General features: G+C 31.7%; 14 protein-coding genes. All 14 read right to left on the bottom strand.

Annotated elements, in window-relative coordinates:
- Positions 1-6 precede the first annotated feature (6 nt).
- On the bottom strand, positions 7-3,246 hold the full coding sequence (locus M1R53_RS03965) for an FtsX-like permease family protein (protein WP_249243155.1): 3,240 nt from the start codon (positions 3,244-3,246) through the stop codon (positions 7-9).
- A gap of 7 nt (positions 3,247-3,253) precedes the next feature.
- On the bottom strand, positions 3,254-3,952 hold the full coding sequence (locus tag M1R53_RS03960; protein WP_019213518.1) for an ABC transporter ATP-binding protein: 699 nt from the start codon (positions 3,950-3,952) through the stop codon (positions 3,254-3,256).
- 23 nt (positions 3,953-3,975) lie between these two features.
- Positions 3,976-5,349 carry an NADPH-dependent glutamate synthase gene (gene gltA / locus M1R53_RS03955; protein ID WP_249243154.1) on the bottom strand — a complete coding sequence of 458 codons (1,374 nt, stop codon included), beginning with the start codon at positions 5,347-5,349 and terminating at the stop codon, positions 3,976-3,978.
- Positions 5,349-6,209 carry a sulfide/dihydroorotate dehydrogenase-like FAD/NAD-binding protein gene (locus M1R53_RS03950; RefSeq protein WP_070599741.1) on the bottom strand — a complete coding sequence of 287 codons (861 nt, stop codon included), beginning with the start codon at positions 6,207-6,209 and terminating at the stop codon, positions 5,349-5,351. The genes gltA and M1R53_RS03950 overlap by 1 nt, the downstream gene beginning before the upstream one ends.
- A 129-nt stretch (positions 6,210-6,338) precedes the next feature.
- Positions 6,339-6,950, bottom strand: coding sequence for a DUF2812 domain-containing protein (locus tag M1R53_RS03945; protein WP_249243153.1), 612 nt, complete (start codon positions 6,948-6,950; stop codon positions 6,339-6,341).
- Entirely contained in the window at positions 6,950-8,263 is a 1,314-nt protein-coding gene (brnQ, locus tag M1R53_RS03940; protein ID WP_249243152.1) for a branched-chain amino acid transport system II carrier protein, read from the bottom strand. The genes M1R53_RS03945 and brnQ overlap by 1 nt, the downstream gene beginning before the upstream one ends.
- A gap of 238 nt (positions 8,264-8,501) precedes the next feature.
- Positions 8,502-10,127 (bottom strand): chaperonin GroEL, encoded by a 1,626-nt coding sequence (gene groL / locus M1R53_RS03935; protein ID WP_019213513.1) that lies wholly within the window; start codon positions 10,125-10,127, stop codon positions 8,502-8,504.
- A gap of 11 nt (positions 10,128-10,138) precedes the next feature.
- Positions 10,139-10,423, bottom strand: a complete 285-nt coding sequence (locus M1R53_RS03930; protein ID WP_019213512.1) for a co-chaperone GroES — start codon at positions 10,421-10,423, stop codon at positions 10,139-10,141.
- A gap of 141 nt (positions 10,424-10,564) precedes the next feature.
- Positions 10,565-11,455 (bottom strand): DNA-3-methyladenine glycosylase family protein, encoded by an 891-nt coding sequence (locus tag M1R53_RS03925; protein ID WP_249243151.1) that lies wholly within the window; start codon positions 11,453-11,455, stop codon positions 10,565-10,567.
- Complete coding sequence (locus M1R53_RS03920; protein WP_249243150.1) at positions 11,448-12,683, bottom strand: ABC transporter permease; 1,236 nt, start codon at positions 12,681-12,683, stop codon at positions 11,448-11,450. Before M1R53_RS03920 ends, M1R53_RS03925 begins: the two co-directional genes overlap by 8 nt.
- Positions 12,673-13,578 carry an ABC transporter ATP-binding protein gene (locus tag M1R53_RS03915; RefSeq protein WP_070599733.1) on the bottom strand — a complete coding sequence of 302 codons (906 nt, stop codon included), beginning with the start codon at positions 13,576-13,578 and terminating at the stop codon, positions 12,673-12,675. The genes M1R53_RS03920 and M1R53_RS03915 overlap by 11 nt, the downstream gene beginning before the upstream one ends.
- Positions 13,578-14,321, bottom strand: a complete 744-nt coding sequence (locus M1R53_RS03910) for a redox-sensing transcriptional repressor Rex (RefSeq protein WP_249243149.1) — start codon at positions 14,319-14,321, stop codon at positions 13,578-13,580. The genes M1R53_RS03915 and M1R53_RS03910 overlap by 1 nt, the downstream gene beginning before the upstream one ends.
- Before the next feature lie 68 nt (positions 14,322-14,389).
- On the bottom strand, positions 14,390-14,986 hold the full coding sequence (locus M1R53_RS03905; RefSeq protein WP_249243148.1) for a response regulator transcription factor: 597 nt from the start codon (positions 14,984-14,986) through the stop codon (positions 14,390-14,392).
- Positions 14,964-16,001 (bottom strand): sensor histidine kinase, encoded by a 1,038-nt coding sequence (locus M1R53_RS03900; RefSeq protein ID WP_249243147.1) that lies wholly within the window; start codon positions 15,999-16,001, stop codon positions 14,964-14,966. The genes M1R53_RS03905 and M1R53_RS03900 overlap by 23 nt, the downstream gene beginning before the upstream one ends.
- Positions 16,002-16,112: the final 111 nt, after the last annotated feature.

Below are 16,112 nucleotides of genomic sequence, written 5' to 3'. Positions count from 1 at the left end.
TTCTCCTTATTCGTATGCTTTTAGTGCTCCAACCATATCTGTGCCTTTTAACTTTTTATGAACTATGATCATAACCATGAATATAAATAAATAAGTTAAAACGGCTGAAACTATATAGTTATACCATTGGATATTCGATACTAACTGTATATTACTTGGTGTAATGTATTTAAGTATAAGATGTGTTAAACCAATACCACCTGCATATCCAAGCAAAATACCTAATGTTGATAAAAGTATCGTCTCTCTATAAATATAACTTGTTAGCTCTCTTGGGTAGAAGCCTAAAACTCTAAGTGTAGCTACCTCTCTAATTCTTTCAGATATGTTAACATTATTTAGATTATATAAAACTACAAAAGCAAGTGTAGCCGATGTTAATATAATCAATATAATTACATAATTTAGATTAGATAGCCAATCGTTTGCAACGCTTATGGTCTTGGATACATCAAAGACATACATAACGCTGTCAATTCTATTTAATTCTTTAATAAAAGTATCTTTCGCCTCTTTACTATCTGAGCTTAATTTTATTATATCTGAGTTATCTTTATATTTTTTATTAAATATTTTTTCATAATAATCTTTGCTCATGTAGGCATAGTGACCTAAATAGTTTTCATTTGTGTCTATAACTTTCATTGAGTAATATTTATTATATGCATCTCTTAGCTCAATATCATCACCAGGTTCTTTGTGAACTGAGTCTAATAGCTTTCTATTTATTACTATACCTTCTTTAGGTAAATCAATCTTTTTATTTTTATTTAGTAAATGAACATAATTTTCAAATTTCTTTTCATCTTCGATAACCATGACAACTACATTTTGATCTGGCATATCAACTGTATCAGCTACCAAATTTTCAGTTCTAAGTGTCATTCTATCTTTGATATCTTCATTACCATCAATAAAATTTGTATATTCTTTTAGCTGATGCTTAGAAAAATCTTTATCATAGTTAACGATTAGGTCATAATTAAATACGCGTCCATATTGTCTATCAATTACTTGGGCAACAGCTCCTTGTATGGCAAAACCAAAGAACAATAAACTCATGCATCCAGCAACGCCAAGAAGTGTCATGAACATTCTTGACTTGTATCTAAATGTGTTTCTAAATGTAACCTTATATAAAAAGCTTAATCTCTTCCAGAAGAATGGAATTTTTTCTAAGAATATCTTTGATCCAGCTTTAGGTGCCTTTGGTCTCATAAGTTCACTTGAGTTTTGTTTTAAATATTTAGATAAAACTATGCTCACAGGAACCACTATTGAGAAATATGATATAAAAACGCTTATCAATGGGAATTTGATATTAAAATATGGAATTGGTTTTTTTAGCGTAAACGATGCGGAATATGTTCTAAATACCATCTTAGTTAATATATTTTGTCCTAGAGCAATACCTATGATTACTCCTATGGTAGTCGCTACAAAACCATAGAATAGATATTTTTTATAAATATCAAAGTTATTGTAACCAAGTGCCTTAAAAGTACCAATTTGAGTTCTTCTTTCTTCTGCCATACGCATAAGCGCTGTTAAAGCAACGATTGATGCGATAAGGAAGAAAAACGCTGGGAATACTAAGGCAAGTATATCCATTCTATGTCCTGAATCGTAGAACAATTGTAGGCCTTCAATATTTTCTCTGTCTATAATATTGAAGGTTGGTCTCTTCATGTTTTTAAGAACTCTTTTAGCTTCGTCTAAATCGTTCTTAGCATCTTTTATCTTTTTATCAGCTTTAATTTTTTCTGAATCATATTTTTCTACGCCATCGTCATATTCTTTTTGACCATCAGAAATTTTCTTCTTAGCATCATTTAATTCTTTTAATCCTGATAATTTTTTATCTTCGAACTCTTTAAGACCAGTATTATATTTTTCAAGTCCATCGTTATATTTATCATAGCCTTCATTTAACTTAATTATGCCTTCATCATATTTTGCTTTGTTTTGTATATAAGTTATTTCAAGCTTATCTATTGTTTCTTTTAATTCGTCTAATTGAGCTTTTGCTTTTTCAAGCTCTTCTTTGCCCTTCTTGAACTCTTCGGCCTTATCAGCAGGGATGCTAGATTGAGGTAATCCAGACATAGCTTCTAATGCCTTGTCCATCTCTTCTTTTTTAGCTGTATACTCAGCCATAGAGCTTTCATAAGTTTCTTTTAGTTCATCTAATTTAGATTTTAATTCATCTAATTTTATCTTTGCGTCGTCTAAATCAGCTTTATTTTTATCAAGTGTTTCTTTACTCTCATCTAAAGTCTTTTTATTGTCAGATAATGTTTTTTCGGCTTCACTAATGGAGTCATTATATTTCTTTTTGCCATCGTTGTATGATTTTTTTGCGTCAGCAAGTTTTACTTTAGCATCGTCAAGCTCTTTCTTAGCATCAGTAAGTTTTTTCTCAGCATCTACTATCTTCTCATCAGCGTCATCTATTTCTTTTTTAATATCAGCCTTAATGCTTTCAAATTTTTCTATAGATCTTTCATTAAAAGCACTTATTAAGCTTCTTCTGTTTTTACTAACAATGTCTTTATATTCTCTATCTGTTGTCTTTAAACCATCTAAGCCATTTAAAATGATTCTTGCTTTGCTCTCATCAGTATCATTGAAAGCGCTCTTAAGTACATAGGCAAACGAATCGTAGTCGCCTAAGCCTTTTTTGCTTGTACCTTTCATGACAGTTGACATATTCTCAGCAGAAACAACTTTACCAACTACTTTAAATTTATAATTTTTCAGAATTTTTTTGCTTTCAAAATCAAATTTAGACTTTTTACTATCAAACTCTATAGTATCCCCTATATTAAAAGCGTTTTTTATAGGATAGGCATCAACAACTATCTCTTCATTATTTTCTGGCATTCTGCCCTCAATAAGTTTAGGCATAGAAATTCTTTCAGGAAGCGATTCAAGGTTTATTATAGATTCGCTGCCTTTTTCAAGTACATCCTCACTATAAACATATTCAATGTCTTTAATATCAGCTTCAGACTTTATTATATCCTTATCCTTATCTTCTAGAGAAAATTGTGAATTTAAATAAACATCCGCAAGATTCGACTCGTCTATAAAAGTATCTGCTGTTTTTCTCATAAGAGGTCCAACAGATTTTAAACCAGTATAAACAAAAACGCCTAGAGTGATTAAAAGGACTATAGAAATGAATCTACCAGTAGAATTTTTTATCTCTCTAAATATATCTTTCCATAATGCTTTTTTCTTCATAAGATCACTACCATTCTATCTCATCTATGGATTGAATATTCTCATTCACATACATATTTCTTACTTTTGAGTCATTAATCTCTATAACTCTGTTAGCAATTGGAGTGATGGCTTTATTGTGAGTAATGATAACAACTGTATTTCCGTCTTCCAAGCTTCTTCTTTGCAATAATTTTAATATCTTTTTGCCTGTATGATAATCTAGTGCTCCCGTTGGTTCATCACATAATAATAACTTTGGATTTTTTGCAATAGCTCTTGCTATAGCAACTCTTTGTTGCTCGCCACCTGAAATTTGTGATGGGAAGTTATTTGCTCTATCCTCTAGACCAACGTCTCTCAATACTTGCATTGGATCAATGGCGTCCTTAACTATTTGACTAGCTAGTTCAACATTTTCAAGGCAAGTTAAGTTTTGAACTAAGTTATAAAATTGAAATACAAAGCCTATATCATATCTTCTGTAAGTGGTAAGTTCTTTTTCGTTGTATTTTTGTATGTCTTTGCCATCAATTATAATTTCCCCTTCATCAGCTGTATCCATACCTCCGATAATATTTAATAGAGTTGATTTACCAGCTCCTGATGGACCAACTATAACAACTAATTCACCTTTATTGAATGAAAAATTGATGTCATTATTAGCAACAATAACGCTATCACCCATCTTATATCTCTTATACATGTGTTTTACATCTACAAACATTTTCTCACCACTACCTTAAATAATTATTTTGAAAGTGCCTCGTCAATAGCTTTAGCAGCTTTTTTACCAGCACCCATGGCTTCAATAACTGTAGCACTACCTGTTACTACGTCTCCGCCAGCATATACATAGTCACGAGAAGTTTTTTCTCCTTCATTAACTATAATGCCGCCTTTTTCGTTAAATTTAATTCCAGTACTTGTTTCTTTAATAAGTGGATTAGGTCTTGTTCCTAACGCCATAATTACAACGTCTGCTTCTATTTCAAATTCTGATCCTTCAATCTTAACTGGTCTTTGTCTACCAGAGGCATCAGGTTCTCCTAGCTCCATCTTAATGCATCTTACTTTATTAACATCACCGTTTTCATCAGCCAAAATTTCTACTGGATTAGTTAAGAACATGAAATTGATGCCCTCTTCTTTAGCATTTTCAATCTCTTCTCTACGAGCAGGCATGTCTTTATCTTCTCTTCTGTAGACAACTGTAACATTTGAGCCAAAACGTCTAGCTGTTCTAGCTGCGTCCATCGCTACGTTACCTGCACCAACTACAACCGTGTTAACACCTACTCTTATAGGTGTAGCTGTATCTTCTAAATACGCCTTCATTAGATTTGTTCTGGTTAAATACTCGTTCGCAGAGAAAACTCCGTTATAGTTTTCGCCTGGAATGTTCATAAATACTGGAAGTCCTGCTCCTGTACCGATAAATACAGCATCGTATTCATCTAATAATTCATCAACTGTTACTGTTCTTCCAACTATAGTATTTAGTTTAATCTTAACTCCTAGGGACTTAATATTTTCTATCTCTCTCTTAACAACAGCATCTTTAGGTAATCTAAACTCAGGAATACCATAAGTTAATACGCCTCCTGCTTCATGAAGAGATTCTAGCATAGTCACATCATAGCCAAGTTTAGCTAAATCAGCTGAACAAGTGATTCCAGAAGGGCCGCTACCTACTACAGCTACCTTTTTGCCATTATTTTTAGCATTCTTTGTAAGTCTAATGCCATTTTTCAAAGCATAATCGCCAGCATATCTCTCTAGTTTACCTATAGCGATAGGTTCACCCTTTCTTCCAAGAATACATGTCATTTCGCATTGGCTCTCTTGAGGGCAAACTCTTCCGCACACTGCTGGCAATGTAGTGTACTTAAATAATTCTTCTGCGGATTCCTTTGGATTATTATCAGCAAGTTTATGTATAAAAGCTGGTATATCAATATTTACCGGGCACATCTTGACACATTGGGGATTCTTGCATTGAAGACATCTTTTTGCTTCTATAATGCATTCTTCTTCAGTGTAACCATAGCATACCTCGTTAAAATTATTGATTCTTTCATTAGGATCTTGATATTTAATTTCAGTTCTTTTAAATCTATCCATTATCTCAATCCTCCTATCAAATTACAGAAGTGTTTACCTTCTTTTTCTATCTTAGAATATTGTCTAGATCTTCTTAAAGCTTCGTTCCAGTCAATCAAGTGGCCATCAAATTCAGGTCCATCAACGCAAGCGAATACAGTCTTGCCATCAACAGTCAATCTGCATGCACCGCACATACCGCTTCCGTCAACCATAATTGTATTCATTGATACAATAGTTTTAATATTATGCTCCTTAGTCTTTAAACAAGCAAACTTCATCATTATCATGGGACCAACAACAATCGCATAAGTATATTTTTTGCCTTTATTTGTAATTAAATCTTCAAGGCAGTCTGTAATAAGTCCGCTAAAGCCATAAGTTCCGTCATCTGTTGCTACATAAACGTTCTTAGCAACTTTTTTCATCTCATCTTCAAGTATGATCAGATCCTTATTTCTTGCAGCGATTATAACATCAACATCAACACCATGGTCATGCATCCACTTAACTTGTGGATAAACAGCTGCAGTTCCTAAACCACCTGCTAGGAATATGATTGATTCTTTTTTAAGATCTTCTAGTGGAATATTTATAAAATCACTAGGTCTACCAAGTGGGCCAGAAACATCCTTTAGTGAGTCACCTACATTAAGTGCTCCAAGCTTTTGTGTAGTTGAACCAATCATTTGTACAGCTATCATAACTGTGCCTTCTTCTGGATTACTATCACAAATAGTAAGAGGTAACCTTTCTGACTTTTCGTCAATAATAATAATTAAAAATTGTCCAGGTTCTGCTTTTCTAGCAATATCTGGAGCTTTTATGTACATAAGAAATGTATTTAAAGCAATATCTTTTTTTTCAATAATTTCGTACACTTTAAATCCCTCCTAAAAATAAATTTAAGTACTTAAATATAAGTATATAATATCACAAAACAATTAAATTTTCAATATTTAAAAGCAAATAGGCCCATGTTTATGAGCCTAATTTTTTTATTATTTTATTTAGCTTTTTTTACTTTTAATATATATATTCCTCTTGATGTTTAAAAATAATATAAACAATAAAATCAATGCTTCAACTGCTATCATAACTTGAACAAAAAATTTATTTTGTTCAAAACTTCCTCCAAGCAGTCTAAAATATGATAGTAACAATGGTATCATTAGTATTATGGCAAGTATGAGTTTATTTTCCATCTGTCTTTTATAATAATAAAGATTATCATCCTCGCCTAAAATTTCTTCAATGCTCTCAGCCACCTTTGGTTTCATAAGTACATAGATATGTGTTGCAAATAAGCTTGCCTTATAATTAATATCTTGTGAATTACTGTCAAATGTAGCAGCCATGAAAGAAAATAATGATATTTGAGAAGCACTTATTGGGTACTGAAAAATTTCTATATCATTTTTTCTGGCATAAGTTAAAAATGATCTAACATCTTTTTCAGGTCCTTTAAAATAATAAACTTTATATTCATATTTTGCTTCTGTTTTATCAAATTCAAAAAACGAACCCCTTAGGCTAGTTAATTTATAATTTTCCTCGCCTTGTTTATTAAGCCAATTTTCTAAGGAATATATTGGATCTAAAAATTTTTTAAACTTTTTCACTAAAGAACACCATCTTGATAACTATTGTTAAGAGCCATCTCAAGAACTATAAATGCAAAACCAAATACTACTGCTGGTATTACCCAAGCAAAACCTTCTGATCCAAGAGGAATTCTGTCAAGAAAGCTTCTGATTTGCTCGAATTTACCGATATTTGCAATTGTATCTAATAAACTTGCCATGAAGGCTCCAAGTGTAGCTCCTTTATATATTGCCTTATATTTAATCTTATGGTCAAATATATTTAATAAGATTATTACTATGGCAACTGGATATAAAACTGAAAGTATTGGACCTGAGAATGTTATAATTGAGTCTACGCCATTTGTTGCGACTATTGCACTGAAAAGACATGTAAATATAACTATGGACTTATATGTTAATTTACCATGAGTTAAGTCTGAGAAGAATTCTCCTGCTGTTGCAGTTAAGCCTATGGATGTAGTTAAGCAGGCTAAAGCAACTGTTAAGGCTAGAGCCACAGTTCCGTATTGGCCCATGATCTTATCAACCATAAATATTAAATTAGCAACTCTATTTGGATTTTCTATATCTATATTAAGATATTCGCTGCCAGTTCCTCCGATATAAACTAGTCCGCCATAAACAAAAGCTAGGCAGCATGCAGCTATAATACCAGATATAACCGTCATCTTAAACATATCTTTTTGGCTTGTATAACCTCTTTTCTTAACACTGCTGATTACTATAGTCGCCATGATTATAGAGCCGATGGCATCCATTGTTTGATAACCTTCTTTAAAGCCGTTAACAAAATTAAGTGCGACGCCTGTATTTTTTGGTGTGCCTATAGGATTAATTATTGAAGTTACAATTATTGTAAATAGTATGACTAATAGTATTGGTGTTAGTATTGAACCAATCTTATCAACTACTTTTGATTGATTTAATGTAAAGAATAGCGTGATACCAAAGAAAATTATTGAAACAAGTATTGGGCTAATGTTTCCAAATAATGGTTGAATCGCTATTTCGTATGTAGTGGCACATGTTCTTGGTATAGCTAGTAGTGGTCCTATACATATCATTATTAATGAACCGAATAGAATCGAGAATGTTTTATTTACCTTACCCGCAACATCATCAAGTCTTCCTCCTGCTTTAGCCGCTGCAACTACCCCAAGTATTGGCAAGCCTATACCTGTCATCATAAATCCTATCATCGCTAAGTACCATTTATCTCCGGATATGGCTCCTAATGTTGGTGGGAAAATTAAATTTCCAGCACCTAAAAACATTGCGAATAATGCAAAACCTACTACCATAGTGTCAATGATTTGTTTTCTTTTCACGTTTATCCCTCCATTACCATAGATATTATACTATATCTCTTAAGTAAAGTAAATATATTTTTAGCATTTTGTAACGTTGTAAAGTATTATTGTTAGTGCTGTTAGGTGCATTCAAATAACAGTGATAAAGCAAAAGGAAAAATTATTTATTTTAACTTTATTAATGTTTTGAAAGTTTGCACATAAAAATAACTCACAGCCAAGGCCATGAGTTATTTTATAATTTATTTATTTGATTCTACATCATTGGCATTCCGCCAGGCATGCCACCAGCCATTGGAGCATCATCTTTAGGGATGTCTGCTACTGCTGCTTCAGTAGTTAGTATCATTGATGCTACTGATGCTGCGTTTTGAAGAGCTGATCTAGTTACCTTTGTTGGGTCAACTATACCCGATTTAATCATATCAACGTATTTGTTGTTAAGCGCGTCAAAACCAACGCCAGGTTTTTCGTTCATAACGTTTTCAACTACAACTGATCCTTCTAAGCCTGCATTCTCAGCAATTTGTCTTACTGGTTCTTGAAGTGCTCTTAATATAATCTTAACGCCTGTCTTTTCGTCTCCTTCAAAGTCATCAACTATAGCTTCTAGTGCTTTGATTGAGTCTGCAAGTACAGTTCCACCTCCTGGTACTATACCTTCTTCAACAGCTGCTCTTGTAGCTGATAGAGCATCTTCTATTCTTAATTTTCTTTCTTTTAACTCAATTTCGCTAGCTGCACCAACTTGAACAACTGCTACGCCGCCAGTTAATTTAGCTAATCTTTCTTGAAGTTTTTCTCTATCGAAGTCTGAGTCAGATGCTTCGTATTGAGTCTTGATTTGTTTTACTCTTGCTTCAATTTCATCTTTGCTTCCTGCTCCATTAACAATAACTGTAGTTTCTTTATCAACTTTTACTTTTTGAGCAGTTCCTAGCATATCGATTGTAGCTTCTTTTAGATCATAACCAAGTTCTTCAGAGATAACTTTAGCTCCTGTTAATATAGCTATATCTTGTAGCATTTCTTTTCTTCTGTCGCCAAAGCCTGGTGCCTTAACTGCAACGCAGTTGAATGTACCTCTAAGCTTGTTAACAACAAGTGTTGCCATTGCATCGCCTTCAATGTCTTCAGCGATTATTAATAATGGTTTTGATTGTTTAACAATTTCTTCAAGTACAGGAAGTACTTCTTGTATATTAGTAATTTTCTTATCTGTGATTAAGATATAAGGATTGTCAAGTTCAGCTACCATCTTATCTGTATCAGTTACCATGTAGCTTGAAACGTATCCTCTGTCAAATTGCATTCCTTCAACAACTTCAAGTGTTGTGCCCATAGATTTTGATTCTTCAACAGTTATAACGCCGTCGTTACCAACTTTATCCATAGCATCTGCAATAAGCTTACCTATTTCTTTGTCTCCAGCTGAAATTGAAGCAACTTGTGCGATAGCATCAGATGATTCAACTTTCTTTGAATATGATTTGATGCTTTCAACAGTTTTTTCAACAGCTTTTCTGATACCGTTTTGTAATATCATTGGGTTTGCACCAGCAGCGATATTCTTAAGTCCTTCTCTAATTATTGCTTGAGCAAGAAGTGTTGCTGTTGTAGTACCGTCACCTGCGATATCATTTGTCTTAGTAGCAACTTCTTTTAATAATTGTGCTCCCATGTTTTCAAATTTATCTTCAAGTTCTATTTCTTTAGCAATAGTAACACCATCGTTTGTGATTAATGGTGAGCCAAAAGATTTGTCAAGAACAACGTTTCTTCCCTTTGGTCCAAGTGTTACTTTTACAGTATTAGCAAGAATGTTAATACCTTCTTCCATTTTATGTCTTGCTTCTGCATTGAATTTTATTTCTTTTGCCATATTAATACCTCCTAGTCTTCAACTACTGCTACGATGTCAGCAAATTTTAGTACAGTATATTCTACTCCGTCGATTTTTGCGTTTGTTCCCGCATAAGTTGAGAATATAACCTTATCTCCTACTTTAATTTCTTTAGCTTTTTTCTCGTCATTTGTAATGTCAGCGCCTATAGCTATAACTTCAGCCATAACAGGTGCTTCCTTTGAAGCGCTTGGTAGTACTATGCCTGATTTAGTTTTTTCTTCTGCTTCTAGTTTTTTGATAACTATCCTATCGGATAATGGTCTTAATTTCATAATCTATTCCTCCTTAAATATATATCTATCATTTTCTTGTTAGCACTCATCACTATTGAGTGCTAACAATTATATTGTAGTCAATATATAGTAAATATACAAGATAATATAATTTAATTTAAATGCTTTTATTTAATAATTTTATTTATTATCTACGTTTTTCTCTTCTTTTTTCATCTTTTTGAAATTTTCTCTCATATAGTAGAAGAGATATTGCTGAGCATAGCCTGATAAATCGCCAAATCTTCTTAAGCCATCTTCTTGTATAAGTTTCTTATTTCTCTCTTCTCCACCGTAATAAAGCTCTTCCATGACCCTTTTTACCCAAACATCTACTGGGAATGAATCAGTTCTGCCTAATCCAAAGAGCAATATGCATTGAAAAACTTTTTCGCCTATACCAGGAACCTCTAATAAGGTCTTTCTAATATCATCTATATTTTTTTCTTTCAGCTCATCAAAATTAATTATACCCTCTTGAACCATTTTTGAAGCAATTACAATTCTTTCTGATCTAAATCCAGCTCTTGCGTATTCTTTTATGTCTTCAGGTTTAGCATTAGAAAGTTCAAGTTGAGTCGGAAAGGCATAGTACTCTTCATCATCGAATGGATTATTTAATTTTTTGCCATACATCTGTGAAAGTTTTTTTATTGTGTTTTTTATATTTTTTATCTGATTATTAGCACTTATTATAAATGATATGTATGTTTCAAATGGATCTTGCTTAAGTATCCTCATACCTCCACCAAAACTAATTGCCTTTGTTAAAATCTCATCATTTAGAGATAGCTTTGCCTTTATCGCATCATAATCAGTATTTAAGTCAAAATAGTTTAAAATTTCATTTTTATCTGAAAAATCGCCAAGTATCTCGATACTATCATCTATAGAACGTGCTTCCAAAACCATGTCCCTAAATATAAACCTATATGCCTCATCATCTAGCTTTTTCCATCTGAATGCTTGACCGCACTCAAATATATGAGAAGGGACAAAGCTAGTCTGTCCCTTTAATATTATCTTATTCATTATTTTTATTCTTCTTATCCTCTCTTAATGCTTTAAACGCTTGCTTTAGTGTCATTCTGTTTCCGTATTGAAGTGTACCTAATCTGTATATGTCACAAGCTAATTTATAAATTAAATATGCTGATATTACAAGTATTGCAAATGATATAGCTACCTCAGCGATTGATATATTTAGCATACCTGCCCTTATAAACATGACAAATGGTGATGTTAGTGGGAAGTATGATAAGAATGTAACAAAGCTTGATTCTGATCCAGTAGTTAATGCAAATATAGCTCCAAAATAAGCAAGTACTATCAAAATAGTCGCCGATGATATTGATTGACTAACTTCTTCTATCTTATTAACTAGTGCTCCAAGTGTTGCAAATATAAACAAGTATAAGAAGAAGCCCGCTATCATAAACAAGATGAATGTTACAACCAATTGTATAGGTGCACTTGTAATGCTAAATATATCAGACCAGTATTCTTTATTAAATACATATCCAACGGCAAAACCTATAAATATAGCTGAAACTTGAAGTACAGCGCTAAATACTGTTGCTAAGACCTTGCTTAGTATCAAGTACTTTGGTTTAGTTGACGTGATTAAAAGCTCCATAGTTCTGTCATTCTTTTCTTTAGCTACTGATGTTGCAGTTATTTGACCATAAGTTAATATAATCATATATAATAAGAATAACAAGATATAAATTATAAAATAGTTTTGCTTAGAATCTTTTCCTAAGATGACTTCATTTATTTGATATTGATTAGCTTCTAAGGCTTTTATTTTAGAATAATCCAAGCCTTCAGCTTCAATAAGTTTTTTATATCTGTATTCATTTAAAGCCCCATCTAAGCTATCGCCCATATCAGTAAGTTTAGAGTTTAATACAAATTTTTGAATTGAGGCAGCATCGATAATTGCCCCTCTATCAAGTTCTTTACTTAATACATCATCTTTTAGCTTTTCTTCATCAGTATATAAATGAACTTCATAATTACTTAAAAAAGATTTTAATTCACTTTCATCAATACCATCATCATTTATGATTATTCCTAGCTTTTGAGTCTTATTAAATTCTTCAGTGATGGATTTGAATAAATTACCTTGAATAAGTCTTGGTGCAAAAGCTGCAAGCAAGGCTAAAGCAAAGAATATAGCAGTAGTGATTTTATATGATTTATTTTTTATAAGCTGTTTAAACTCAAATGAACTTATTAGTTTTATCTTATTTAGCATCGTTATCACCTACCGCTTCTATAAATATCTCTTCAAGACTTGGTTCGTATTTAGCTATAGCTCTAAAATTATCTTTATTTATAGCGTAATTAGCTAGTTCACTAGCTTTATCAGATGTTCTTACAATTATGTCATTGTCACTAATCTTGACATTATCTTGTCCGACCATATCAAAAATATCTTGTAAATAATTTACAGCATCATTGTAAAAACTTAGTCTTAATCTTCCCTCGCCCATATTTTTCTTAATTTCCTTAAGATTACCAGTCAAAACATTGCTTCCATCTTTAATAAGAGCAATATTGTCACAGAAATTTTCAACATGACTCATTTGATGAGATGAGAATATTAATAAAGTGCCTTCATTAACGGCCTCTTTGATTAGATCAATAAGTATTTGTGAGTTAACTGGGTCAAGACCAGAGAATGGCTCATCAAGAATAATGATGTCAGGCTTATTAATAAAAGTTTGTATGATTTGTATCTTTTGTTGATTACCCTTTGATAAGGTATCAAGATTTTTTGCCTTATATTCACTTAGCTTAACTTTTTCAAGCAGCTCTATAGCATTGTCATGACTTTCTTTTTTAGAAAGTCCCTTTATTCTTCCAAAGTAAATAAGCTGATCAAGTATAGCAGTTTTTGCGTACATACCTCTTTCTTCAGGCAAATATCCAAGTTTAATCTCTTTTCTATCAATTGGCGAGCCGTCAATCAGTATCTCTCCGCTATCAGCTTTAAATACGTCCATAAGTATCCTTATGGTAGTCGTCTTACCAGCACCATTCCTTCCTAAAAAAGCAGTTGAACTACCGGAACTAGTCTCTAAGTTAATTCCGTGTAAAACTTCTTTTCCAGCGAAGGATTTTTTAATATCAATTAATTCTAGTTTCATTAATTATTCTCCTTTCTGGGTCTGCCCCTCTTTTTTGACTCTCTATATTGTCCTAATTTTTTATCGTAAACAATATCTTTTGCTCTATTGACATAGTCATCACTTGTAAAAGTACCGTCATTTTTGCATTTAAGTAAATAGTTTAGCGTGAATAAGCTCTCTGATAAAGGTACATTCTCAACTATGATGTCCTTATCTAAATCAAGCACAGTCGGAGCAAAGTTCCATATCGCTTTTATACCAATTTTTTCGTAAGTTCTGGCAACGTCCCTCGCACTATTACTAGTAACAGCAATTACACCTATATCAATAGTATTGTTTTTAGCAAAATCTTCAAGCTCAGAAATATTTCTAACCTTGATACCATTAAAGCTAAGGCCAATCATATTAGGGTTACTATCAAATAGGCCAATAAACTTAAAGCCGCTTGATTCAAACTCACGCGACTGTATTATCGCTTGACCAATGTTACCAACGCCAGTTAAAATTAAATTCTTTTTATAATCAAGACCAAGAACGCCCTTGAGGTCCATATATATGGTCTCAACGTGATAGCCATAACCTTGTCTGCCCTCAGCGCCGAAAGTGTTTAAATCAGCCCTAATTTGAGACGAAGTAAATTTAGTGTACGCTGATAGCTCACTCGAAGAGACCCTATGTACGCCCCTTGCATATAGGTCTTCAAAAATCACATAGTATATGGGTAATCTTTTAATTGCATTAATTGTAATATCACGAGCCATATGTCCACACCTTTCATTATTATAACAAATATAGTATAACATATAGAGATTTTCTTAGCAATATTTTTTTACATAAGCGGGTCTATGTAACCAAGCTCCATAGCTTTATTAAATGCTTCTATAGCATTGTTTACTCCTAGCTTTGAATATATATTAGATATATGATTATATAGAGTTCTTTCACTAATAAATAATTTATTTGCTATATCTTTTTTATTACTGCCTTTAACTAACTCTTTCAAAACTATTTTCTCACTATCTGTTAATAAAGGCTTGTCATTGATATTAAAAATTTTATTTTTCCCTTCATTAACTCTAACTAGTCTTTCAATCAAATCATCAATTTCAACTGATTTATTGATAAAATCTTTAACACCTAGTTTATAAGCGGTCTCCTTATAGTTCTTAAGGTCATAAGATGTTAGTATAACAACGTTAATATCCGGATAAATTTCAAGCACTTCACCTATTAAATCAAGGCCTGTTTTTTCTGATTTTAAATTTATATCTAAAAGTGCTATGTCATAATTTTTTATTTGTAAATACTTGAATAAATCGTCTATTGTCGATACATAATCGCAAAACTCAATTTCATCTTGTTCTTCAAGAAGTAATTTTATCGAAGAGCCAAATAATTTATGATCATCTAATAATATTATCTTCATCATTTACCTCCAAAATTACTTTTGTTTTTAATATATCCTTATTTAATTCATGATCAAGACTACCAGAGTTCATATCAATTAAAAGCTTTAATAAAAGCAGTCCTCTTTTTGAATCATTAATCCGTTTGAAATCTTCATCACTGGCGCCATCGCTTTCAATTTCAATAATAATGTTTTTTTCTTCTCTATATAAATTGTAATTTAAAAAGCTTGCTTTTGAATGCTTGTAAATATTGTTAATAAGCTCCTTTGACACTACTGATACAAGTTTAATTAGTTTTACATCGCTTTCACTAAATAATTTTTCATCAATATTTAAATTAATATACAAACTTTTATTATATAATGATGAAACATTATCAATAATTGACTTTATTGATGTATTTATATCAGCTCTTTCAAAAAGATTTGCTTGATATAGTTTCATTATTTGTCTTGATTTAGACTCAAGATTAGATAAAACATTTTTTGCATATTCGACATTAGGATTTTTAAGTGAAAGATAGTTTATACTTGCATAAATATCCTGTATAATCTCATCGTGTATAACTCTTGCAAAATCATCTCTTTCCTCGCTCATATACTCTGCCAAATAATATAGTTTATATGTTTTTTCATAGCTAAGCTCTTTTTCTTTGATAAATATAAGGAAAAAGCTTTCAATCAGAAGCATAATTGTATGCATAAAGATATTAATTACAAATGAACTTATATCAAATAAATATATCATCAATAAAGATAAGATAGCTAGAAGAATCGTAAACACCTGTGCTGAAGCTTTAGATATTGGTAAGATATTTATATCTTTAGCGTGATCTATAAGTAAATATCTTTTCGCGTAAATAAATGAAGATACAAGACTAAGTATAATCAAAATATATTTATAATCAATATTCTTTTGTAAACTTAATGCTATGGGCACTATAGATAAGAAAGAAAATATAATTGTATATTTCTTTCCAATATTCTTATTTGAAAGCTCAGTGTAAATAAATATATATATTGTAAAAATCAATAGAAATGATACAAAGTTTATTATAGGAGCATCCTCTATACTTAAATTTAATTTATATAATATTCCCCAATAAATAATTACCGCTAAATGAGCTAATATAATTTTTAATAA

It is taken from the genome of Fenollaria massiliensis, assembly GCF_023347705.1.
Lineage (GTDB): Bacteria > Bacillota > Clostridia > Tissierellales > Peptoniphilaceae > Fenollaria > Fenollaria massiliensis.
The sequence above is the reverse complement of the archived record's forward strand: the minus strand, read 5'-3'. Positions and strand labels throughout refer to the sequence as shown.